Annotated in this window: 20 protein-coding genes; 11 read left to right on the top strand and 9 right to left on the bottom strand. The window is 73.6% G+C overall.

Annotation, left to right across the window (positions count from 1 at the left end):
- Positions 1 to 25: 25 nt before the first annotated feature.
- The 4 genes from ACZ597_RS11935 to ACZ597_RS11920 form a co-directional block, all read right to left on the bottom strand.
- Entirely contained in the window at positions 26 to 616 is a 591-nt protein-coding gene (locus ACZ597_RS11935) for an RICIN domain-containing protein (RefSeq protein ID WP_471328136.1), read from the bottom strand.
- A 318-nt stretch (positions 617 to 934) separates the two neighbouring features.
- A complete protein-coding gene (locus ACZ597_RS11930; RefSeq protein WP_401253546.1) occupies positions 935 to 1,189 on the bottom strand; it encodes a hypothetical protein in 255 nt (84 codons plus the stop codon).
- Positions 1,190 to 1,313: 124 nt separating this feature from the next.
- On the bottom strand, positions 1,314 to 1,775 hold the full coding sequence (locus ACZ597_RS11925; RefSeq protein ID WP_471328134.1) for a GNAT family N-acetyltransferase: 462 nt from the start codon (positions 1,773 to 1,775) through the stop codon (positions 1,314 to 1,316).
- Positions 1,776 to 1,857: 82 nt separating this feature from the next.
- On the bottom strand, positions 1,858 to 3,699 hold the full coding sequence (locus tag ACZ597_RS11920) for an endonuclease/exonuclease/phosphatase family protein (protein ID WP_471328132.1): 1,842 nt from the start codon (positions 3,697 to 3,699) through the stop codon (positions 1,858 to 1,860).
- A 330-nt stretch (positions 3,700 to 4,029) separates the two neighbouring features.
- Here ACZ597_RS11920 and ACZ597_RS11915 point away from each other — a divergent pair, with 330 nt between their 5' ends.
- On the top strand, positions 4,030 to 5,532 hold the full coding sequence (locus ACZ597_RS11915) for a hypothetical protein (protein WP_471328130.1): 1,503 nt from the start codon (positions 4,030 to 4,032) through the stop codon (positions 5,530 to 5,532).
- A 361-nt stretch (positions 5,533 to 5,893) separates the two neighbouring features.
- Positions 5,894 to 7,342 (top strand): alkaline phosphatase PhoX, encoded by a 1,449-nt coding sequence (locus ACZ597_RS11910; protein WP_471328128.1) that lies wholly within the window; start codon positions 5,894 to 5,896, stop codon positions 7,340 to 7,342.
- Positions 7,343 to 7,393: 51 nt separating this feature from the next.
- Here ACZ597_RS11910 and ACZ597_RS11905 read toward each other — a convergent pair whose 3' ends face one another.
- From ACZ597_RS11905 to ACZ597_RS11890, 4 genes are all read right to left on the bottom strand, one after another.
- A complete protein-coding gene (locus ACZ597_RS11905) occupies positions 7,394 to 7,570 on the bottom strand; it encodes a hypothetical protein (protein ID WP_470965302.1) in 177 nt (58 codons plus the stop codon).
- Positions 7,571 to 7,683: 113 nt separating this feature from the next.
- Positions 7,684 to 8,901, bottom strand: coding sequence for a TerD family protein (locus ACZ597_RS11900; RefSeq protein WP_471328126.1), 1,218 nt, complete (start codon positions 8,899 to 8,901; stop codon positions 7,684 to 7,686).
- A gap of 54 nt (positions 8,902 to 8,955) precedes the next feature.
- On the bottom strand, positions 8,956 to 9,177 hold the full coding sequence (locus ACZ597_RS11895; RefSeq protein ID WP_471328124.1) for a hypothetical protein: 222 nt from the start codon (positions 9,175 to 9,177) through the stop codon (positions 8,956 to 8,958).
- 41 nt (positions 9,178 to 9,218) lie between these two features.
- Positions 9,219 to 10,745 carry an aldehyde dehydrogenase (NADP(+)) gene (locus ACZ597_RS11890; protein WP_471328122.1) on the bottom strand — a complete coding sequence of 509 codons (1,527 nt, stop codon included), beginning with the start codon at positions 10,743 to 10,745 and terminating at the stop codon, positions 9,219 to 9,221.
- 136 nt (positions 10,746 to 10,881) lie between these two features.
- Here ACZ597_RS11890 and ACZ597_RS11885 point away from each other — a divergent pair, with 136 nt between their 5' ends.
- The 8 genes from ACZ597_RS11885 (at position 10,882) to ACZ597_RS11850 (ending at position 18,880) form a co-directional block, all read left to right on the top strand.
- Complete coding sequence (locus tag ACZ597_RS11885) at positions 10,882 to 11,682, top strand: IclR family transcriptional regulator (protein ID WP_471328120.1); 801 nt, start codon at positions 10,882 to 10,884, stop codon at positions 11,680 to 11,682.
- Positions 11,683 to 11,774: 92 nt separating this feature from the next.
- Entirely contained in the window at positions 11,775 to 12,857 is a 1,083-nt protein-coding gene (locus ACZ597_RS11880) for a hypothetical protein (protein ID WP_471328118.1), read from the top strand.
- Positions 12,858 to 12,888: 31 nt separating this feature from the next.
- A complete protein-coding gene (locus ACZ597_RS11875; protein WP_471328117.1) occupies positions 12,889 to 14,229 on the top strand; it encodes a sensor histidine kinase in 1,341 nt (446 codons plus the stop codon).
- The gene (locus tag ACZ597_RS11870) at positions 14,226 to 14,891 is read left to right on the top strand and encodes a response regulator transcription factor (RefSeq protein WP_471328115.1); all 666 of its coding nucleotides are present in this window, start codon (positions 14,226 to 14,228) and stop codon (positions 14,889 to 14,891) included. Before ACZ597_RS11875 ends, ACZ597_RS11870 begins: the two co-directional genes overlap by 4 nt.
- A 62-nt stretch (positions 14,892 to 14,953) precedes the next feature.
- On the top strand, positions 14,954 to 16,402 hold the full coding sequence (locus ACZ597_RS11865) for a peptidoglycan D,D-transpeptidase FtsI family protein (protein ID WP_471328113.1): 1,449 nt from the start codon (positions 14,954 to 14,956) through the stop codon (positions 16,400 to 16,402).
- Positions 16,403 to 16,465: 63 nt separating this feature from the next.
- Positions 16,466 to 16,957, top strand: a complete 492-nt coding sequence (locus ACZ597_RS11860) for a GNAT family N-acetyltransferase (protein ID WP_471328111.1) — start codon at positions 16,466 to 16,468, stop codon at positions 16,955 to 16,957.
- A gap of 62 nt (positions 16,958 to 17,019) precedes the next feature.
- Positions 17,020 to 17,727, top strand: a complete 708-nt coding sequence (locus tag ACZ597_RS11855) for a DsbA family oxidoreductase (protein ID WP_471328109.1) — start codon at positions 17,020 to 17,022, stop codon at positions 17,725 to 17,727.
- Positions 17,728 to 17,812: 85 nt separating this feature from the next.
- A complete protein-coding gene (locus tag ACZ597_RS11850; protein ID WP_471328107.1) occupies positions 17,813 to 18,880 on the top strand; it encodes an aminotransferase class V-fold PLP-dependent enzyme in 1,068 nt (355 codons plus the stop codon).
- Positions 18,881 to 18,915: 35 nt separating this feature from the next.
- On the opposite strand, the gene ACZ597_RS11845 is transcribed toward ACZ597_RS11850, so the two are convergent.
- Positions 18,916 to 19,986, bottom strand: a complete 1,071-nt coding sequence (locus ACZ597_RS11845; RefSeq protein ID WP_471328105.1) for an aminotransferase class V-fold PLP-dependent enzyme — start codon at positions 19,984 to 19,986, stop codon at positions 18,916 to 18,918.
- A gap of 64 nt (positions 19,987 to 20,050) precedes the next feature.
- On the opposite strand from ACZ597_RS11845, the gene ACZ597_RS11840 reads away from it, so the two are divergent.
- Positions 20,051 to 21,145 carry an amidohydrolase family protein gene (locus ACZ597_RS11840; protein WP_471328103.1) on the top strand — a complete coding sequence of 365 codons (1,095 nt, stop codon included), beginning with the start codon at positions 20,051 to 20,053 and terminating at the stop codon, positions 21,143 to 21,145.
- Positions 21,146 to 21,402: the final 257 nt, after the last annotated feature.

The following is a 21,402-nucleotide window of genomic DNA, read 5'->3' as shown; positions in this document are numbered from 1 at the left end:
CACTCGGCTTTCGGCGCGGCGGGACTCACCCCACCAGCCGCAGGAACCAGCGGCGTGAGGGGTGGGTGTCGCAGTCGAACTGGACGAGCGGGTGGTTGTTCGCGGTGGTGGACCCGCCGGCGACGGTGGCGCACTTGCCCGTCTGCGCGTTCACGAGCTGGAAGGACCTGCCGTCGCCGTTCGTGATGCGCCAGCGGCGTGAGGGGTGGGTGTCGCAGTCGAACTGGACCAGCGGGTGGTTGTTGGCCGTGGTGGTGCCGCCGGCGACGGTGGCGCACTTGCCCGTCTGCCCGTTGACGATCTGGAAGGCGCCGTTCTCCTCGCTCGTCACCCGCCAGCGGCGTGAGGGGTGGGTGTCGCAGTCGAACTGGACCAGCGGGTGGTTGTTCGCGGTGGTGGACCCGCCCGCGACGGTGGCGCACTTGCCGGTCTGCACGTTCACGAGCTGGTACGTGGCCTCGGGGACGTCGGCCACCGTGACCGTGGGCGCGGCCGGCTGCGCCACGGTGGGCGCGGGCAGCAGCATGAGGCCTCCGGCCGCGAATACCGACGCCGTCGCGAGGAAGCGGCGTACCCGGGTCTTCCGAACGGAGTGCACGGGGCGCATGGGGCGCATGGGGGTGCTCCTCTCGGTCCTGTGAAGGGGATCGGCAGGGTGACGCGCCGTGCTGGTGGTGACCCGGCCGGTCGCCGGGTGCGGAAAGGGGAGGGGGAGCGCCCCGGGGCTGATGCCGTCGCGGCCGGCCGGAACGTCCGCGGCCCGCGTACGGCGCCCGGGCCCCGGTGATCAAGGCGCGGCTGCCTCTCCCACTATCGACGGGCGTGACCGGACCCGCAACCGAGGGCGGGGACACCGGCCGGACGTGCGGGAACGCCCCTCGCGCCGCGAGGGCGAGGGGCGTTCCGGGAGGTTCCAGGGGGCGGGCGTCCCCGGTCAGTTCAGGGCGATCGTCCGGATCAGGCCGGCGAAGGCCCGCTCCTCCGCCTCGGTCAGCTCCACCGACTCCATCGGGTGCGTGTCCGCGGCGCGCTGCGCCGGGATCACCGGCAGGCCCTCGTAGGCGCCTGGCTCCGGGTGGTGGAAGCGGCTGTCCCAGAGCATGTGGCCGAGGCCGACGACCCAGACGAGGGCGGCCACGACGAGGACGGCGAGGCCGATTTCCTGGGCGAGGGACATGGAGGGGAACACGCGGTCCTCCCGGGAGTGCGGGGGTACAAGGAGGGCAAGTTCGGGCGTGGGGACACTCAACACCACAACCGGAAGATTTTGGCCACCGTGTGTCCAGCGTCACGCCAGGGCCGAAGGTCCCGACCTACGGTTCGAGGACCAGCTTGAAGCCCTCGTGGCTGCGCGCGAAGCCCAGCCGCTCGTAGAAGCGGTGAGCGGCGCCGCGCCGCTTGTTGCTGGTCAGCTGGACGAGTCCGCAGCCCCGCTCGCGGGCCCGCTCGACCGCGAGGCGCATCAGCTCCGCGCCCAGGCCCCCGCCGCGCCGGTCCGCGCGGATCCGTACCGCCTCCACCAGGGCCCGCTCGCGGCCGCCCTGGCCCAGGCCCGGTACGTACGTCAGCTGGAGGCAGCCCAGGACCGTACCGCCGTCCGTATCCCCGTCCGTCAGGACCAGCAACTCGTTGCGCGGGTCCGTCGCGATGGCGGCGAAGGCCCGCTCGTGCTCCTCGCCTACGGTGACCGAGGCCGGGTCCAGGACCCGCTCCTCGTCGGCCAGCAGGGCGAGTACGGAGGGCAGGTCCCGGCGGGTGGCCATGCGGAAGATCATGGTCGGATTGTGGCAGGGGCCCGGCCTCGGGGGCACCTCCCGGCGGTAGCCGGGGGAGCCTGCCGGGCCCCTGCGGTCCGGGTTACGGACGGAAGCGCAGCACCTGCGGGTCGTGGTCGCTGTTCTGCGCGGCGAACTCGGCGTTGATGTGCACGCTGTCGTACGTGAAGTTCTTGATCGACGGGCTGGTCAGGATCTGGTCCAGCACCTGGGCGTTGCCCTGGTAGACGTAGGAGTAACGTTCCGCCTTCGGCAGCGACTTGATCGCCGAGTACAGCGCGCCGCCGTCCTCCAGTGCCTTCGCCGTCCCGGAGAACTCGAAGTCGTTGATGTCGCCGACCGCGAGCACGGACGCGTTCTTGTCGACCGCCAGCAGCTGCTTCACGAACCCGTTGACGGCCTGGGCCTGCACGAGCCGCTTGGCCTCGGAGGAGCGCACCGGCGGCTGGTGGTGCGAGGTCAGGCCCTCGTCGCCGCCCTTGGAGCCGAAGTGGTTGGCGATCACGAAGACCGTGCGGCCGCGGAAGAGGAACTCGCCGGCCAGCGGCTTGCGGCTGTCGGCCCACGCCGGGTTCGCCGGGTCGATCCGGCCGGGGGAGTGGGTCAGGGCGGCCTTGCCCCGCTCCGTCGTCACACCGGTCGCCGTCACCGCGTCGCCCGCGGCGCGGTCGGTGAAGGAGACCCGCGCCGGGTTGAACAGGAACACCTGGCGGATGTTGCCGCCGGGCTCGCCGCCGTCCTTGTTGTTCTCGGGGGCGATGGAGCGCCACTGGTAGGCCGGGCCGCCCGCCGCCTTGATCGCCTCGGTGAACTTCGTCAGCGTCTGCTCGGCCGAGACGGTGCCGTCGTTCTTGGCGCCGTTGTCGTCCTGGATCTCCTCCAGGGCCACGATGTCGGGCGAGGCCAGGTTGGTCACGACCGCCTTGGCGAGGTTGTCGAACTTCTCCTGGGGGTCGGACGGGTCGAGGTTCTCCACGTTGTACGTGGCCACCGCGAGCTCGCCGGGGGACTGGGCCTTGGTCTTCTCCGGGGCGAGGGTGCCCGCCTTGACCGTGCCGAGGGTGCGCGCCACCAGCGTGTAGCCGCCGAACTGGTTGAAGTCCAGGGGGCCCTCGGTGGTGCCGGTCAGCTTGTCGCCGACGTTGGCCACAGGGAAGGGCTGCTGCGCGAGCGGGGCGAGCTGCTGGATCTGGAGGCGGCCGGTGTTCTGGGACTCGTACGAGCCGTAGATGGTGCCGCCGCGCTTGGCGGTGTTCTCCCAGCCCTTCACCGTCACCCACAGCTCGGAGTACGGGTCGGTGGCGCCGACCACGCGCGAGGTGCCGATCTTGACGTTCATGCCCTCCAGGGACTCGTAGTGGTCCAGGGCGTAGCGCGAGGGCTCCAGGGTCAGGCCGTTGATGCTGCCGCCGGCGGCCGGGTCGCCCGCGGGGGCGTACTCCGCGGGGACGGAGTACTCGTTGATCGCGGTGGCACCGGGCAGGGCGTTGCCCGAGGAGAGCACCGTCACCGTGGGCTTGGCGATCTGGGTGACGGACTGGTTGCCGGAGTTCGCGCCGCCCGGGACGTACTCGCCGACCGTGCCGGAGACCTTCACGGCGTCGCCGACGGCGACGGTCGGGACGGAGCTGGTGAAGACGAAGACGCCCTCGCTGGTGGCCGGGTTGTCGTCGGCGTCGGGGTCCTGGATCCAGAAGCCGCGCGAGCCGTAGGTGCGCACGCCCGTGACGATGCCCTGGACGTCGGCGACCTGCTTGCCGTTCAGGGGGGAGATCCGGGTCGTGCCCTGGATGTCGTGGATGCGTATCGGATCGGCGGACACGGCGCCTTCGGCCGCGTCGGCGGTGCCCGCGAGCAGGCCGGTGGCCAGGGCGGTGGCGACGAGGGCCGCGACGGCGGCGGAACGGGGATGCGAGGAGCGCATGGGCGGGAACTCCGGTGTGTGGAGGAGAGGGTGCGGGCCCTTGACGGCCCGTGTACATCTACGCGCGTCAATTTCCTGGGTGACCAGGGAAGTTGTCAAGGCCTCCAGGGGATACGGAGGCCGACTGTGGGATGAACCAAAGGTGATGGCTGCCGGGCTCGTCCCGAATGCGTCTACGCTGGGTCGCCGCAACGGGCCTGACGGCCCGTCCGCATGTGTTTTCGGCCACATGGCCGGACGGCATCCCGCCGCCCGGACGCCGTCGGCCGCTCGCCCCACCGATCAGCCGCCCGACCGCCCCGTGCGCCCCCGTCCGAGGAGAACCACCCCATGTCCGCAGAGCCGCACCCCACGCTGCCGCCGGTACGGCTGCACTCCGATGCGGAGCTCGCCCGCGACGCCCTCGTCGCCCCGCTGTTCGCCCGCGCCGTACGCCTCGCCCGCTGGTCCGGCCCCGACACCCGCGTGGACGTCGGCGGCGAGCTCGCCCCCGACCAGCTGCCCGAAGCCGTCGCCGTCCTCGGCCTCGACGCCGCCGACGAGGACTCGCCCGTGTACGCGAGCCAGGCCTGGCGGGTCGCCGTGGACACCGGCCTCGTCGACGTGACCGAGCCGGAGGAGGACAGCGGCGACGGCGCCGAGGCCGGCGAGCCCGAGTACGGCACCGCCACCCCCGGCGAGGACCTGGCGCTGCTGGCCGGCGGCGCGCCCGGCGACGTGCTCGACCTGTGGCTCGCCGCCCTGGACACCGTCCTCGCGGACGCGGCCGTACCCGACCTGGACGACCTCGTCGACGCCCTCGACGCCGGCGGCGAGATCGACTTCGACCGGCTCGACTGGAACCCCCAGCGGGAAGCGGACTTCCTCGACGGGGTCCTCGCCAACCTCTACCTGCTCACCGTCACCGAACGCGGCGCCGGCGAGGGCCCGGTGCCGCTGCCGGTGCTCGCCGCCTCGATGATCGTGCCCGACGAGATGGGCGATCCCACCGACGCCGTCCTCGAACAGGTCTCGGACGCGATGATGCGCCTCGACGACCAGTTCCGGCAGCTGGAGCCCATCGGGCTGGTCGAGTACCGCCCCGTGGACGAGGCGCTGCTCGCCGAGGCGGACGAGACCACCGACGCCTCCGGGGGGACGGGGCCGGGGCAGGGCCCGGAGGACGACGAGGACGTGTCCCGGTACGGGATGGTACGGCTGACCCCGCTCGGCCTGTACGGCGTCCGCGCCCGGATGCTCGAAGCCGGGGTCGAGGCCCCCGCCGTCGGGGAGCTGGCCGACAAGGGCGCCGACGCGCTGCTCGACGCCGTCTCCTTCTACCCGGAGGACGCCGCCCAGGCCGAGATCGAGCAGTGGCTGGCCGGGCGCGAACTGCCGGTCGCCGTCGCCGAACTGCTGGCCGCCGCCCGCGGTGACGACGAGGGCGCCCCGCTGCGCCGGCTGCGCTGCCAGCAGGCCCTCGCCCCGGCCGGGCCGGAGGCCGAGCCGGCGGTCCGCGCCGTCCTGGACGACCCGGAGCTGGGCGGACTCGCCCGGGTCTGGCTCGCCGAGCGCGGGGCGGCGGACGTACCGGTGCCGGACGAGGCGATGGTGTTCTGGCTGACGGTGGACACGATCGCGGCGCAGCTCGCGGCGGACGGGGAGACCGAGGAGCTGCCGCTGCTGATGCGGAGCCTGACGGAGCACCACACCGGGTTCTTCGAGCAGGCGTGGCGGGTGGAGCACCCCGCCACCGCGTACGTCCTGGAGGCCATGGGCCGGCTGCACCCGGACAAGAAGGCCTCGAAGGAGGCGCGGAAGGCCGCGTTCAAGGCCCGCTCCCGGCAGCCCTGACCAGCGCGGCGGCCCGTGTGGCCGCCCGTGACGCGGCCCGTCGTGGCATCCGTGCGGCGCCGTGCGGCGCCGTGCGGCGTCCGTGCGGCGTCCGTCGGCGTCCGTCGGCGGACGGCGGGCGCCCGGACGGGTGTTCCGGCGGGGGAGGCGGGGGTTCGCAGGGGAGGCCGGGGGAGGCTTCGGCGAGGGTGCACAACAGGCCGATTCCGGGACGGCATCCGAATCGATTCCGCCATTCCGGCGAGCGGCAAGGGCTCGGCCCGCATTCGCGGGTAGTTCAGCCGCCGTTCACGTACGGGCGGGAGCGTGTGCGCCTGCGACCGTACGTCAGGCGCACCACCTCCCCACCCCTGGAGACCCGATGCCCCTCAGCCGCAGAGACTTCACCGCCCGCACCGTCATCGCCGGCGCGGGCGTCGCACTGACCGGGACGGTCGGCGCCCTCGCCACCGCCCCCGGGGCACTCGCAGTGGACGACCCCCGGCCCGACGCGCTCGACGCCCACGGCCGCCCGCACGCCCCCGGCTACGGGCCGCTCCTCGCCGACCCCGCCGGGCTGCTGGCCCTGCCGGCCGGGTTCACGTACCGCGTGATCACCCGCAGCGGCGTCACCACCCTCGACTCCGGTGAGAGCACCCCCTCCAACCACGACGGGACCGCCGCCTTCGAGGGGCACCACGGAGTCACCCTCCTCGTGAACAACCACGAGCTGAAGGGCCCCCGCAGCGGCTGGGCGCACCCCGTACCGCTCGCCGAGGGCCTCGTCTACGACCCGGCCGCGTCCGGCGGCTGCACCGTCGTGGAGGTCCGGCGCGGCGGCGAGGTCGCCGAATGGGTGGGCATCGCCGGCACGTCGACCAACTGCGCGGGCGGGGCCACCCCCTGGGGCACGTGGCTGACCTGCGAGGAGACCGAGGACCTGGCCGGCAAGAACGGCATGACCAAGGACCACGGCTACGTCTTCGAGGTCGACCCGCACGACCGCCGGGCCAACCGCGACCCGCGCCCGGTCAAGGCGTTCGGGCGGTACGCCCACGAGGCGGTGGTCATCGACCCGCGCCAGGGCCACGCCTACCTGACCGAGGACGCCTCGGGCCCCAACGGGCTGCTCTACCGCTGGACCCCGCCGCACGGCTTCCGGCACGGGCGCGGCAGGCTGCGTACCCTCGCCGCCGACGCCGGGGTGCTCGCGGCCGCCAAGTGCTTCGACAGCCAGGGCCGGTTCGTGGACGACCTCTCGCGCGCCGCGAAGACCGGCACCGTGTACGGGGTCGACTGGGTGGAGGTGACCGACCGAGACGCGCGCAGCATGCCGGTGCGCAAGCAGTTCGCGGCCGGTGCCGTGACCAGGGCCCGCAAGCTGGAGGGCATGTGGTGGGCCGACGGGGGCGCCTACTTCGTCTCCTCCTACGCGCGCGAGGAGAGCCCGGGCGCCGCGCACGACGGCCAGGTGTGGTTCTACGACCCCAAGCGGCGCACGGTCCGGCTCGTCGTCCTGATCGGCGTCAACCGGGACCCGGGAGCCGACGGCGGCTACGACGGCCCCGACAACATCACGGTGTCGCCGTACGGCGGCCTGGTCATCGCCGAGGACGGCGAGGGCGTCCAGCACCTGCTCGGGGCCACGGAGTCGGGCCGCGTCTACCCGCTGGCGCGCAACGAGCTGAACATCGGCACGGCCGAGAAGCCGGAGTACTCGGAATTCACCGGGGTCTGCTTCTCCCCGGACGGGCGCACCCTGTACGCCAACATCCAGGACCCGGGCATCATGCTGGCCATCACCGGCCCCTGGCGGCGCTCCCCGCGCTGACGCGGGCGCCGGCCGGCGGTCCCGGGGCACCCCTGTGCCCCGGGACACCGGCTACTGGACGGCGGCCATTTCCTCGGCACGGGAGGCCGCTGCCCACTCCTCGAGCAGGAACTCGTACGCCTCCGAGGGCCACTCCCCGTCCCAGGTCTCGACGAGGTGCCGTATCGCCTCGTTCGCCTCGGCGGCGGACGGGCGCGCGGGACCCGCGGGCTGGAGTGTGTTCTGCATGGCTCCAAGGCTACGGGCGAGCACTGACAGCCACCTCCGGATTACGCGTGGCATCCATCACCCGGACGGCCGCCCGCGAGCTCCGCGGTGTCGGCATATGCCCGCCCACCTGCTCAGAGTGCTTCCGAGGCGGGCTTGACCATGCCGCGCACTGTGCGGGACTTCACAAACTCGCCCATGGCCGTCATCTCCCATTCGCCGGAGAACTGCTTGATGAGCTTGGCCATCATGACCCCGGTCTGCGGCTCGGCGCCGGTCAGGTCGAAGCGGACCAGCTCCTCCCCGCTCGCCGCGTCGATCAGCCGGCAGTAGGCCTTGGCGACCTCGGTGAACTTCTGGCCGGAGAAGGAGTTCACCGTGAAGACCAGCCCGGTGGCCTCGGCGGGCAGCCGGCCCAGGTCCACGACGATCACCTCGTCGTCCCCGGCGCCGTCACCCGTGAGGTTGTCACCCGAGTGCTTGATCGCGCCGCCCAGGATCGACAGCTTGCCGAAGTAGCAGCTGTCGATGAAGTTGCGCTGCGGGCCGTAGGCGATGACGGACGCGTCGAGGTCGATGTCGCGGCCGCCGTAGGCCGGCTCCCAGCCCAGACCCATCTTGACCTGGGAGAGCAGCGGGCGGCCGCCCTTGACGAGGGACACGGTCTGGTTCTTCTGGAGGCTGACCCGGCCCTTGTCGAGGTTGATCTTCCCGCCGCCGACGGGAGCGGGCGGGGCGGGCGGCGCGGCGGGCGTCGGCGGGGCGACCGGAGCGGCGGTGACCGGAGCGGCCTGGGCGACCGGGGTGACGGGGGCGGCGGCGACCGGAGCGGCCGTCGGCGGGGCCGGTTCCTCGTCCACCGAGACCCCGAAGTCGGTGGCGATGCCCGCGAGGCCGTTCGCGTACCCCTGGCCCACCGCGCGCACCTTCCAGGCGCCGCCGCGCTGGTAGATCTCCACGACCACGAGGGCGGTCTCCGGGCCGAGCCGCGGCGGCGTGAAGGTGGCGATCACCGCACCGCCGGCCGCGTCCCGCACGGTGGCGGTCGGCTCGATGCCCTGGAACGTCTGCCCGGCCGCGTCGGGACTGGCGGTGACCACGATCCGCTCGATGCCGGGCGGCAGGGCGCCCGTGTCCACGGTGATGGAGTCCGGCGCCGAACCGCCGCCGGACCGGTGGCTGACACCGGGCCCGGAGGGCTGGTTGTAGAAGATGAAGTCGGCGTCGGAGCGCACCTTGCCGTCCGCCGCGAGCAGGAGCCCCGACACGTCGAGACGCACCGGGGCGGCCACGTCCACCGTCACACGGACGGTGTCGAGCGGCAGGTTGGAACCAGGGGTCATAGCGGTCATGCCCGGAGAACGACCGGAGCCGCTTTGCCGTTCCCTTACCCTCGGCGGGATTTTTCAGCGCCGGTTGCGGGGGTGGTCGCGGGCGGTGCGCTCGTTGCCGAACTTGTAGGCACCGGTCCACCTGGCCATCACCAGCTGCGCGTCACCGGACTCGACCTCGGTCAGGAACTTGTCCGCCCGGGCACCCCGCAGGGTGCCCGCGGCGCGGCCCCGGTGCGTGATGCGGACGGTGCGGTCGCTGTGCACCTCGTACGTGAACCCCTGCGGTCTCGGCATGGAGCGCAGCCTGCCCCGCCGGGGGCGGGGCGGCAAGGCAATTACGCGGGGCCGGTCACGCGGCGCGGCAGGCCCAGCGGGTTGGCCTCGCGCAGCTCGGGCGGGAGCAGCGCGTCCGGCACCGACTGGTAGGCCACCGGGCGCAGCCACCGCTCGATCGCGGTGCCGCCGACGGAGGTGGAGTGCGAGGTCGCCGCCGGGTAGGGGCCGCCGTGGTGCTGGGCCGGGGCCACGGCGACGCCGGTCGGCCAGCCGTTCACCACGATCCGCCCCGCCACCTCCGTGACCTGCGCGATCAGCGCGGCGGCCGGCCCGGGCGCGCCCTCGGTCTCCGCCCGCGAGAGCTGGAGGGTGGCGCTCAGGTTCCCGCCGAGCCGGTCCAGGACCGCGGCGGCCTCGCCCTGGCCGGCGTACCGGACGACGACGGTGACCGGGCCGAAGCACTCCTCCAGGAGCACCTCGTGGGCACCGCCCTCCAGCAGGTCGGCCGCCGGCACGCTCAGGAAACCGGCGCCGACGGTGTGCTCGCCGCCCGGACCCGGGGTGACGGGGGCGGTGACGCCCGGGAGGGCGGCCCGTTCCCGGACGCCGGTCAGGAAGTTCTCCCGCATCCGGTGGTCGAGCAGGACCCCGGGGCCGGTCTCGCCGAGGGACTTGGCGAGTGCGCCGGCGAGCCGGTCGCCGTCGGGGCCCTCGGGGACCAGGACCAGGCCGGGCTTGACGCAGAACTGGCCGACGCCGAGGGTGACCGAGCCCGCGAGCCCGGTGCCGATCTCCTCGGCGCGCTCGGCGGCGGCCGCCGGGGTGACCACGACGGGGTTGAGGGAGCCGAGCTCGCCGTGGAAGGGGATCGGCACCGGCCGGGCGGCGGCCGCGTCGAACAGCGCCCGGCCGCCCCGGATGGAACCGGTGAACCCGGCGGCGGACACCAGGGGGTGGCGGACCAGTTCCACTCCGGCGTCGAAGCCGTGGAGGACGGTGACCAGTTCCGCCGGCAGCCCGCACGCCACCGCGGCCCGGCGCAGCAGCGAGCCGCACAGCTCGGAGGTGGCCGGGTGGGCGGGGTGGGCCTTGACCACCACGGGGCAGCCCGCGGCCAGCGCGCTCGCGGTGTCGCCGCCGGGCACGGAGAAGGCCAGCGGGAAGTTGGAGGCGGCGTAGACGGCGACCACCCCCAGCGGCACCTTGTAGCGGCGCAGTTCGGGGCGCGGCGGGCTGAGGGAGGGGTCGGCCCGGTCGATCCGGACGTCGAGGTGGGAGCCCTCCTCGACCACATCGGCGAAGGCGCGCAGCTGGCCCGTGGTGCGGGCCAGCTCGCCGGTGAGGCGTACGGCGCCCAGCGCGGTCTCCGCGTCGGCGGCCTCCACCACGGCCGCCGCGGCCCCGTTGAGGAGCTCGGCGGCGGTGCGCAGGAAGCGCACCCGGAGGGACGCGTCCGCCAGGGCCCCGCGGGCGGCGTTGGCCGTGCGTACGGCGCGGTCCACGTCCTCGGGTGTGGCTTCCGCCGCAACCCGTCCGCGCTGCTTCCCGGTGCGGGGGTCCACACTCCAGACTGGTGTCCCTGCCATGGCCCGCTACCTCCTGGACCGTTCAGTATTCTGAACGCCGTTCCGGTGGATGAATGATCACTTCTGCTGCGGACTCTATTTCCGCGTCCACCGGGTGACAAGAGGCGATCAGAGCCGACCAGAGGGGAAGAGGCGTATGACGACAGCCGAGACGGCCGGCCCGGCCGATCCGGGGGTGCCCGCGACGGCGGCGCCCGTGAAGTCGGCGGTGCGCACCGTCCTGCTGCTGGAGCACTTCGCGGCACGGCCGGGCCTGCACAGCCTCGCCGACATCCAGAACGACCTCTCCCTGCCCAAGTCCAGCCTCTACATGCTGCTGCGCACGCTGGTGAACCTGGGCTGGGTGGAGACCGACGCCACCGGTACGCGGTACGGCATCGGCGTACGGGCCCTGCTGGTCGGGAGCTCGTACATCGACGGCGACGAGGTGGTGGCGGCGGCCCGGCCCACCCTGGACCGGCTCTCCGACGACACCACCGAGACCATCCACCTGGCGCGGCTGGACGGGACGAGCGTGGTCTACCTCGCCACCCGGCAGTCCCGGCACTACCTGCGGCCCTTCACCCGGGTGGGACGCCGGCTCCCCGTCCACTCCACCGCCCTCGGCAAGGCGCTGCTGGCCTCCCACACCGACGAGGAGGTGCGCGCGCTGCTGCCGAAGCGGCTTGAGGCGGTCACGGAGCACACCATCACCGACCGGGAGCAGCTGGTGGAGGAGCTGGCGCTGGTGCGGGAGCAGGGGTACGCGGTGGACCGGGAGGAGAACACGCTCGGCCTGCGCTGCTTCGGCGTGGCGGTCCCGTACCGGACGCCGGCCCGCGACGCGGTGAGCTGCTCGGTACCGGTGGCGCGGCTGACGGAGGAACACGAACGGGCCATCAAGGCGGCGCTGTTCGAGGCGCGGGACCGGCTGTCGGTCGTGACCCGGCGCATGTGACGACCGCGTCGGGAGCCGCCTCCCCCGTGCGGGGGAGGCGGTTCACCTTCGTGGGGGAGGCGGCGGGGATCCGTGCGCGGGACCGTGAGGACATGAACACACGAGCCGTCCACGCGACCGCCCCGACGAACCCCATGAAGCCCACGAGCACGACGAGCGCTACGAGCGCTACGAGCACGACGAGCACGGCGCAGGGGGCAGGCGCACCCGGCACCAGCGGTACGGTGCCGCGCCCGGCCGCGCGGCTGGGTACGGGCCGGCGGGTCCTGCGGGGCGTCGCACTGGGCGCCACCCTGCCGTACCTGACCATCAAGACGGCCTGGCTGGCCGGGAGCCACGTCGGGATACCGGCGGGCAGCGTGCTGCTGAAGGGCGGCCTGCCCCTCATCGTGGCCAACGCGGTGACGCTCGCCATGGACGCCACCGTGATCCTGCTCGTACTGGCGCTCACCCTGCCCTGGGGCAGACGGGTTCCGGGATGGGTGATGGCAGTCCCGGTCTTCGTCGCCACCGGGCTGCTCACCCCGATAGTCCTGGGCTACCCGGCCCAACTCCTCGTCAAGGCCCTGGGGATGGGTGCCGGGGAGGCCGTGAAGGCGGCCCGGGAGCCCTTCCTCGACCCCTGGGTGTTCGGCGTCGTCTACGGCGGCTTCATTCTCCAGGGGATCGCCCTGGCCGGGCTGTTCGTTCCCTATGCGCGGGAGCGCTGGGGCGGTCGCGGGCAGGACGCGCCGGCGCGGAGGCTCCCGTCTCCCACGGGGGTGGTGGCGGGAGCCGCCGCGCTGGCGGGCACCGTGGTGGGCGCGGCGCACCTGTACTGGGCGTTCGGCGGGAGTGCCGGACTGCCCGCCCGGCTGGTGGCGGCGTACTCGGCGGAGACGGCGGTGGTGTCGGGAGCCCACGCGATATGCGCCCTGGCCGCCGGGGCGGGGGCGGTGCTGCTGGCCCGGGGAGCCGCCGGCACGGCGCGGTGGCCGCTGGCCCTCACCTGGATCGGCTCGGCGGCGACGCTGACCTGGGGGGCGTGGATGACGGTCGCCGCCCTGGGCGTCGACTTCGGGACGGACGAAGGGACCACCACGGCCGCCTGCCTGACCTACGCTGGCCAGATGATCACCGGGCTGCTCGCGGCGGTGGTCCTCACCCGTCACCTGTACGCCCACCGGGCGCGCTGACGAGGGGGAACGGCGGGGACGGGGGAGCGGGATGAACGGGACGGGGACGGGGGCGGTGCGCCGGTGGCCCCGGGCGGCACTGCGGGCACGGGCCCGGCTGCGCTGGGTGCACCTGATACTCGGCGGCGCCCTGCTGATGCCGTACTTCCTGCTCAGCCAGGTGTGGGTCGGTGTCGCGGCCGGGAAGGGCAACGTCTTCTCCTCCCTGCCGCTGACCCTCGCCTCCTATGCCGCCGCGCTGCCGCTGGTCGCCGTCACCGGGCTGTTCGGGCTGGTCCGGCCGCTGTCGGTGACGGCGGTGCGGGCCATGTGCGGGGTGCCGGGGGAACTGCTGGCCGAGGGGCCCGCCCGCTCGTGGGGCTCCCGGTGGCGGGCCTCCGCCTGGTGGACCCTGCACCTGGGGGTCGGGGCGGTGATCAGCGGGATGACCCTCGCGGCGACGCCCATGGCGCTGGTGCTGCTCCTGGTGCCGTTCTCCGCCACCCTGCGCCGGGCGCCCCTGGGGTCCGGCTGGTTCAGCAGCGGGGCCGACCCGTACGTCGCACCCCTCCTCGGGGCGGGCCTGCTGGCCCTGGTCGTCCTGACCGCCGCCGCGGCGGGGGCGCTGCTGGCCCGGCTCGCACCCGTGCTCCTCGGGCCGACCGCGGCCGACCGGCTGGCCGCCGCCGAGGAACGGGCCGCCGACCTCGCCGTCCGCAACCGGCTGGCCCGGGAGCTCCACGACGCCGTGGGGCACGCCCTGAGCGCCGTCACCCTCCAGGCCGGCGCGGCCCGGCGGGTGCTCGACCGCGACCCGGAGTTCGTACGGGAGGCGCTCGCCGCGATCGAGGAGACCACCCGGCGCACGGTCGGCGAGCTCGACACGGTGCTCGGCCTGCTGCGCGACGGGGACCCCGCCCGGGCCGACGCCGCGCCCGCCCCGACCCTCGCCGCCGACCTCGACGGGCTGCTCGCCCGCACCCGCGCGGGCGGCACCACCGTCACCGTCCAGCAGGACCCCGGCCCGGCCGGGGACTGGGAGCAGCTCCCGGCCATCACCTCCCGCGAGGCCTACCGGATCGTCCAGGAAGGCCTGAGCAACGCCCTGCGCCACGGCCTCGGCCCCATCGCACTGCTGATCCGCGTCCACACACCCGACGGCCACCGAGAACTGGAGATCACCATGACCAACCCGCCGGCCCAGGCCCCGCCGGCCCCCGAGGGCGAGCGGCGGCGCACCACCGGAGGCCGCGGACTGCGCGGCGCCGCCGAGCGGGCCGCCCTGCTCGGCGGCCGCGTCGAGGCCGGCCCGCACGAGGGCCGGTGGCGGCTGCGCGCGGTCCTGCCGCTCGGCGCCGGCACCGCCGGCGCGGCTGCCGGAGCCGGGCGATGACCCGGCCGCCGCTGCGGATCGTCGTCGCCGACGACGAGCGGATGGTCCGTACCGCCCTGCGGGTCATCCTCGACGCGGAACCCGACATGGAGGTCGTCGGCGAGGCCTCCACGGGCGCCGAGGCCGTCCCCCTGGTCCGCTCGCTGGCCCCCGACGTGGTGCTGATGGACGTCCGCATGCCGGAGATCGACGGGATCCGGGCCACCGGACAGATCCTGCGCTCCATGCCCGACCCGCCCCGGATCGTGGTCGTCACCACCTTCGAGAACGACTCCTACATTTACGACGCGCTCCGCGCCGGCGCCTCCGGGTTCCTCCTGAAGCGGGCCGACCCCGACGAGCTGATCGGCGCGGTCCGCCTCGTCGCCCGCGGGGACTCGCTGCTCTTCCCGGCGGCGGTCCGCGCCCTGGCCGCAGCCCATACGGCCGGCGCCCCGCCCGCGGCGCCCGCGTGGGCGGCCCGGCTCACCGACCGGGAGGCCGACGTACTGCGCCTGATGGCCACCGGCCTGTCCAACCAGGAGATCAGCGAGCACCTCGGCGTCGGCCCGCAGACGGTCAAGACCCATGTGGCCGCGGTCCTCGCCAAAACCGGCTCCCGCGACCGCACCCAGGCCGTCATAGCCGCCTACGAGGGGGGCTTCATCATGAAGAAAGCCTGAGAACCCGGCCACAATCGGGGCAGAGCGGAACGGTCGCGGCCGCTGGAACGTCCTTCTGGGGGATGAACAAGACGATCAGGCGTGCGTCGGTCTTCTGTCTGCTTCTGGTGCTGGCCCTCATGGTGCGGGTCACCTGGGTGCAGGCGTACCAAGGCCAGGCCCTCGCAGACGACAAGAACAACCGGCGCAACCTCATCGGGCAGTACGAAAACCCGTTGGGGAACATCATCGTGGGCGGTGAGTCGATCACCGGCTCCACGAAGACGGGCGGCAAGGACTTCGGCTACAAGCGGACCTACGTGGACGGCCCGCTCTACGCCCCGATCACCGGCTACAGCTCCCAGGCCTACGGCACGACCATGCTGGAGGGCGTCTACAAGAACGTCCTCAACGGCTCGGACACCCGGCTGAAGACGGTGATGGACATGCTCACCAACAAGCGGGCCGATCCTGGCAACGTCCTCACCACCATCGACAAGGGTGTGCAGAAGACCGCCTACGACGCCCTGAACGGCAAGCAGGGCGCGGCCGTGGCCATCGACCCGGCGACGGGCCGGATCCTCGCCGTGGTCAACAACCCGTCCTACGACCCGGGCCGGATCACCGGCGCCAACGACTCGGCCGCCTGGGACGAGCTGTCCGCCGACAAGGGCAAGGCCATGGAGAACGTGGCGCTGCGCAAGCCGCAGGCGCCCGGCTCCACCTTCAAGCTGGTCACCCTCGCCGCGGCCATCGAGAACGGCCTGGTGACGAGCATCGACACGCCGACGGGCGTGCAGGGCGCGTACATGATCCCCGGCACCCGCACCAAGCTGCCCAGCGAGGCGGGCGACGAGGCCTGCAACAACGTCTCGGCCCGCACCGCCCTGAAGCTGTCCTGCAACAACGTCTTCGCGGACCTCGCCTCCAAGCTGGGCCAGGACAAGATGCGGGCGATGGCGGAGAAGCTCGGCTTCAACACGCAGATCGACACCCCCGTCCGCACCAACCCGCCGAGCAAGTACCCCACGAAGAAGCTGTCGGTCGACCAGGTCGCGCAGACGGGTATCGGCCAGTTCGACGTGCAGGCCACCCCGCTCCAGATGGCCATGGTGACCGCCGCGATCGAGAACGGCGGCAAGCTCGTCGCCCCGCACATGGTCTCCGACGTGACCGACGCCGACGGCAACGTGCTGGAGGACTTCAAGGACCCGAAGACGGAGCAGGTGATGAGCCCGAAGACGGCCTCGATGCTCCAGGACGCCATGCGCACGGTCGCGACCGAGGGCGGCGGCAAGCCCGCGCAGGTCGCGGGCGCCGAGGTCGGCGGCAAGACGGGTACCGCCCAGCGCGGCGTCAACAACAACATCCCGCCGCTGGCCTGGTTCACCTCGTACGCCAAGGCGGGCGACAAGCAGATCGCGGTCGCCGTGATGATCGAGAACTCGGACACCGACCGCTCCGAGATCGGCGGCGGCAAGCTGGCCGCGCCGATCGCCCAGAAGATGATGGCGGCGTGGCTGAAGAAGTAGCCGCCGAGCGCACGGGGCCGACGCGCCGGGAACCGACACGGTTCCCGGCGCGTTCCCTTTCCCATGATCCGGACCGCGCTCCCCAGCGACCTCGACGCCATCGCCGCCCTGCACACCAGGGCCAGGGCCACCTACTACCAGGGCCGGGTCCCCGAGGAGGCCTACGACGGTGAGACCGAGTCGGCGCGCGCCCGCGAGGGCTGGTCACGGGCGGTGGCCCGGCCGGCGGCACAGGGCCGGGTGCTGTGCGCCGAGCGGGACGGCGAGGTCACCGGAGTGGCGGCCTTCCTCACGGCCGACGGCGTGACCACCCTCACCCAGCTCCACGTGGACCCCGGCCACTGGCGCCGGGGCACCGGAGCCGCCCTGCACGCGGCCTGCCTCGAAGCATGGCGGCGGGCCGGGGTCGAGCGGGTCCGCCTGGAGGTCTACGAGCACAACCTGCGCGCCCAGGCCTTCTACGCCGCCCACGGATGGCGCCCCGACCCGGCCGGCACCCCCGCGGGCTCCCACCGCACGCTCTGGCTGGAGGTCGGCCCGGCGTCCGGGGAATGAGACGGAACCCCCGGATGGTTGAACCGGAAAGCGTTCAGTCGCAACCGGAGAGAAGAAGGAACATGCGCGTCGAGATTTGGTCCGATATCGCCTGCCCCTGGTGTTATATCGGAAAGGCCCGGTTCGCCAAGGGCCTGGCCGGGTTCGCGCACCGCGACGAGGTAGAGGTCGTCTTCCGGTCCTTCGAGCTGGACCCGAACGGCGCCAAGGGTGTCACCGCCCCCGTCCTGGAGATGCTCGCCCGCAAGTACGGCCGCACCCTCGACGAGGCCCGCGCGATGGAGGAGCACGTCGCCGCCAGCGCCCGCGCCGAGGGGCTGGAGTACCGCACCGACGGCCGCGACCACGGCAACACCTTCGACATCCACCGCCTGCTCCACCTGGCCGCCGCCCGCGGCCGGCAGGAGCAGCTGCTCGACCTCGCCTTCCGGGCCAACTTCGCCGAGGAGCGCTCCGTCTTCGACCCCGCGGTGCTGCTCGCCCTGGCCGTCGAGGCCGGACTGGACGAGGCGGAGGCCCGTGAGGTCCTCGCCGACGACTCCGCCTACGCGGACCGGGTGCGGGACGACGAGCGCGAGGCGGCCGAACTGGGCGCCAACGCGGTGCCGTTCTTCGTCCTCGACCGCCGATACGGCATCTCCGGCGGCCAGCCCGCCGAGGTGTTCACGCGCGCGCTGGAGCAGGCCTGGGCCGGCCGCGAGGCCGTGGAGACGGCTCCCGACGCCGAGGCCTGCGAGCCCGACGGCGCCTGCGCCGTCCCCCGGGGCTGAGCCGCCGCTCCATAAGTAACCCTTTGGGTTAGTACGCAAAACTCGGCAATGGACTTTTAGTTGGTGTCGGCGCAGAGTGGACGGCATGGATCTTCCGCTCTCCGACCTGTCCCGCACGTGCGCCGCCGAGTTCGCGCACTCCACCACCTACCTCAACACCGCGGGCGCCGGAGTGCTCCCGAGGGCCTCCGTCGCCGCGGTACGGGAGCTGGCCGAGGCGGCGGGGGCCGGACTGCCCGCCGGGTCCGGCGACTTCGGCGTCGTCGAGCGGGTGCGAGCCGCCTTCGCCCGGCTGGTCTCGGCAGACCCGCGGCGCGTCGCCGTCGGCTCCTCCGTCGCCGTCCACGTGGGCCTGATCGCGGCCTCCCTGCCCGCCGGCGCCGAAGTCCTGCTGCCCGAGCGGGACTTCGCCTCCGTCATCAACCCCTTCGTACTCCGCGGCGACCTCAAGGTCCGCTTCGCCCCGCTGGAGTCCCTCGCCGAAGCCGTCCGGCCCGACACCGCCCTCGTCGCACTGAGCGCCGTCCAGTCCGCCGACGGCCGTACGGCGGACCTCGCCGCCGTCCGCACGGCGACCGCCGCGCACGGGGCGCGGATGCTCGTGGACGCCACCCAGGCCGCCGGCTGGCTGCCCTTCGACGCCTCGCCGTACGAGTACACCGTCACCGGCGGCTACAAGTGGCTGCTCGGCGGCCGCGGCGCCTCGTACCTGACGGTCTCGGAGGAGGCCCAGCCCGGACTGACCCCGCTGCACGCAGGCTGGGTGGCGGCCGAGTCCAAATGGGACGCCGTCTACGGCCCCATGCGGCAACTGGCCGGGGACGCCCGCCGCTTCGACGAGTCCGCGGCCTTCCTCCCGTACCACGCCGCGGAACCCTCCCTGGCGCTGCTGGAGCGGATCGGCATCGGGGCCGTCCACGCCCACGACACCGCCCTCGCCGCCCGCTACCGGGAAGGGCTGGCCCGCCTTGGCCACGAACCCGTCCCCGGAGACGCCGCGATCGTCTCGGTACCGGGCCTGGCCCACCGGCAGCCCGCCCTGGAAGCCGCCGGTATCCACACCTCCGCCCGCGACGGAGCCCTGCGGGCCTCCTTCCACCTCTACAACACCGAGGCGGACGTGGACCGGCTGCTGGACGTCCTGGCCGGCTGACCGGCTGACCCGCCGACCGGCCGGCGAACCGGAAGCTACGCCCAGGCCGCCGAAGCCGCGGCCAGGGCCGGCGCCGGATCGACGCCGATCGCAAGGGCCAGCGCCCCCAGCGCGGCCCCGACCGCTTCCGGCGAGGCCGCCGGACCGTAGTGGTTGACCCGCACCATCTCCCCGGCCAGCGCCCCGCCGCCCGCCGCGAGCGGGGCCGCCGGATCCGCCGCCAGGGCCTTACCCGCCACCAGCGAGGCGTCCGCGACCCGCAGCGTCGTCGCCACCGGAGCGGCCTGCGCCGGGTCGCCGACCCACGGGGCGACACCCAGCGCCGCCGCGCCCGCCCGGGTGGCCCGGGCGGCCGCGGCGTGCCGCCCCAGCACACCCGCCGGGCCCTCGGCCGCGATCCGGTCCAGGCAGGCCTCCAGCGCCAGCATCTCCAGCTGCGCGGGCGCGTGGAGCAGCGCCTTGCGGCCGCCGTCGATCCAGCGCTCCTTCCAGTCGAGCAGCGAGAGGTACGAGCGGCGCGGCGCCGCCGGGTTGGCCGCGAACCGCTCCCAGGCCCGGTCGCTCACCGACACCGCCGAGACCCCCGCCGGGCCGCCCATCGCCTTCTGCGCGCCGATCACGCACAGGTCCACGCCCCACGCGTCCGGCAGCAGCGGTTCGGCGCCCACCGAGGCCACCGCGTCCAGCATGAACAGCGCCCCGTGGGCCCGTACCGCCTCACCGATCTCCGCGACCGGGTTGGTGTTGCCCGTGGCCGCCTCGGCGTGCACCAGCGAGACGAAGTCGATCTCCGGGCGCTCCGCCAGCGCGCGGGCCACCTGCTCGCCGCTGACGGCGGTGTCGAAGGGCACCGCCAGGTCCACCACGTTCGCCCCGGCGTCGCGCAGCCAGTTGCCGAAGGTGGTCCCGTACGGCCCGGTGACGACGTTCAGCGCCGTCGAACCCGGCCGCGCCCCCGAGCGGATGCACCCCTCCAGCGGGAGCAGCGCCTCGCCCTGGGTGACCACCACGTCGTGCCGGGTGTCCAGCAGCCGCGCCACCCCCCGCTCGATCGACGCGAAGTGCTCGGCGGTCAGCGGCGGGAGGTCCAGCAGGGGGTGGGTCACGGCGGTGCTCTCTTCGTCCGGGGTTACCCGCCGAGCCTACCCAGGGCGCACGTACAGTGCGGACATGAGTGATCACAACGGTGTGCTCCATGTGAAGGGGCGCGTACTCGTCGGGCCCCACGAGGTGCGCGACGAACTGTGGGTCGTCGGCGGACGGATCTCCTTCGAGCGGCCGACCGCCGCCCGCGAGGTCACCACGGTCACCGGCTGGGCCCTGCCCGGCCTGGTCGACGCGCACTGCCACGTCGGCCTCGACGCCCACGGCCCGGTCGACGCCCCGACGGCCGAGGCGCAGGCCCTCACCGACCGGGACGCCGGCACCCTCCTCGTCCGCGACGCCGGATCCCCCTCCGACACCCGCTGGATCGACGACCGCGAGGACCTCCCGAAGATCATCCGGGCGGGCCGGCACATCGCCCGCACCCGCCGCTACATCCGCAACTACGCCCACGAGATCGAGCCGCCTCAGCTCGTCGAGTACGTCGCCCGGGAAGCCCGGCGCGGCGACGGATGGGTCAAGCTCGTCGGCGACTGGATCGACCGCGACGCCGGCGACCTGACGGCCTGCTGGCCGCGCGCAGAGGTCGAAGCCGCCATCGCCGAGGCGCACCGGCTGGGCGCCCGGGTCACCGCGCACTGCTTCGCGGAGGACTCGCTGCGGGACCTGGTCGAGGCGGGCATCGACTGCATCGAACACGCCACCGGGCTCACCGAGGACACCATCCCCCTCTTCGCGGAGCGCGGCGTGGCGATCGTCCCCACCCTGGTGAACATCGCGACCTTCCCCAAGCTCGCGGCGGGCGGCGAGGCCAAGTTCCCGGCCTGGTCCGCCCACATGAGACGGCTGCACGAGCGGCGCTACGACACCGTCCGGGCGGCCTGGGACGCGGGCATCCAGGTGTACGTGGGCACGGACGCGGGCGGCTCCCTCCCGCACGGCCTGGTCGCCGCCGAGGTGGCGGAGCTGGTGAAGGCCGGCATCCCGCCGCTGGACGCCCTCTCGGCGACGGCCTGGGCGGCCCGCGAATGGCTCGGCCGCCCCGGCCTCACCGAAGGCGCCCCGGCCGACCTCGTGGTCTACGCCGCCGACCCCCGGGCCGACGTACGCGCCCTGGCGCAGCCGGACCGGGTCATCGTGAACGGCGTGGTGCGGGCGTAGGGCTGTCGTCCGGACGCCGACACGGTCGACACGGGCGTGAGGCGCTTCACGATCACCCTCCGCCATTGAACCCGGGACTACAGGTACTGCTGTGTCAGGCGTGGCGCGGCAAATCGAATACATGCATGGAAACCACCCTTTGGGGTGAACTCACCTCGGGTTGCTGACCGTTCACTCCCAGTGCGTAAGGATTTCGAACGTCGAAGCCGTCGGCGTGCGCGATGTCCCCCATTGGCGCTGCGGCGGCACCCATCTCC

The sequence above is a fragment of the Streptomyces sp. NPDC040718 genome (assembly GCF_055593565.1).
Note: the sequence above shows the minus strand (reverse complement) of the source record. Positions and strands in the feature narration are given on the sequence as shown.

Bases quoted from the DNA above. Each gene is read 5' to 3' on its own strand.
- ACZ597_RS11935 (WP_471328136.1), bottom strand. From the start codon at position 616: ATGCGCCCCATGCGCCCCGTGCACTCCGTTCGGAAGACCCGGGTACGC.
- ACZ597_RS11925 (WP_471328134.1), bottom strand. From the start codon at position 1,775: ATGATCTTCCGCATGGCCACCCGCCGGGACCTGCCCTCCGTACTCGCC.
- ACZ597_RS11920 (WP_471328132.1), bottom strand. From the start codon at position 3,699: ATGCGCTCCTCGCATCCCCGTTCCGCCGCCGTCGCGGCCCTCGTCGCC.
- ACZ597_RS11915 (WP_471328130.1), top strand. From the start codon at position 4,030: ATGTCCGCAGAGCCGCACCCCACGCTGCCGCCGGTACGGCTGCACTCC.
- ACZ597_RS11910 (WP_471328128.1), top strand. From the start codon at position 5,894: ATGCCCCTCAGCCGCAGAGACTTCACCGCCCGCACCGTCATCGCCGGC.
- ACZ597_RS11905 (WP_470965302.1), bottom strand. From the start codon at position 7,570: ATGCAGAACACACTCCAGCCCGCGGGTCCCGCGCGCCCGTCCGCCGCC.
- ACZ597_RS11900 (WP_471328126.1), bottom strand. From the start codon at position 8,901: ATGACCGCTATGACCCCTGGTTCCAACCTGCCGCTCGACACCGTCCGT.
- ACZ597_RS11895 (WP_471328124.1), bottom strand. From the start codon at position 9,177: ATGCCGAGACCGCAGGGGTTCACGTACGAGGTGCACAGCGACCGCACC.
- ACZ597_RS11890 (WP_471328122.1), bottom strand. From the start codon at position 10,745: ATGGCAGGGACACCAGTCTGGAGTGTGGACCCCCGCACCGGGAAGCAG.
- ACZ597_RS11885 (WP_471328120.1), top strand. From the start codon at position 10,882: ATGACGACAGCCGAGACGGCCGGCCCGGCCGATCCGGGGGTGCCCGCG.
- ACZ597_RS11880 (WP_471328118.1), top strand. From the start codon at position 11,775: ATGAACACACGAGCCGTCCACGCGACCGCCCCGACGAACCCCATGAAG.
- ACZ597_RS11875 (WP_471328117.1), top strand. From the start codon at position 12,889: ATGAACGGGACGGGGACGGGGGCGGTGCGCCGGTGGCCCCGGGCGGCA.
- ACZ597_RS11870 (WP_471328115.1), top strand. From the start codon at position 14,226: ATGACCCGGCCGCCGCTGCGGATCGTCGTCGCCGACGACGAGCGGATG.
- ACZ597_RS11865 (WP_471328113.1), top strand. From the start codon at position 14,954: ATGAACAAGACGATCAGGCGTGCGTCGGTCTTCTGTCTGCTTCTGGTG.
- ACZ597_RS11860 (WP_471328111.1), top strand. From the start codon at position 16,466: ATGATCCGGACCGCGCTCCCCAGCGACCTCGACGCCATCGCCGCCCTG.
- ACZ597_RS11855 (WP_471328109.1), top strand. From the start codon at position 17,020: ATGCGCGTCGAGATTTGGTCCGATATCGCCTGCCCCTGGTGTTATATC.
- ACZ597_RS11850 (WP_471328107.1), top strand. From the start codon at position 17,813: ATGGATCTTCCGCTCTCCGACCTGTCCCGCACGTGCGCCGCCGAGTTC.
- ACZ597_RS11840 (WP_471328103.1), top strand. From the start codon at position 20,051: ATGAGTGATCACAACGGTGTGCTCCATGTGAAGGGGCGCGTACTCGTC.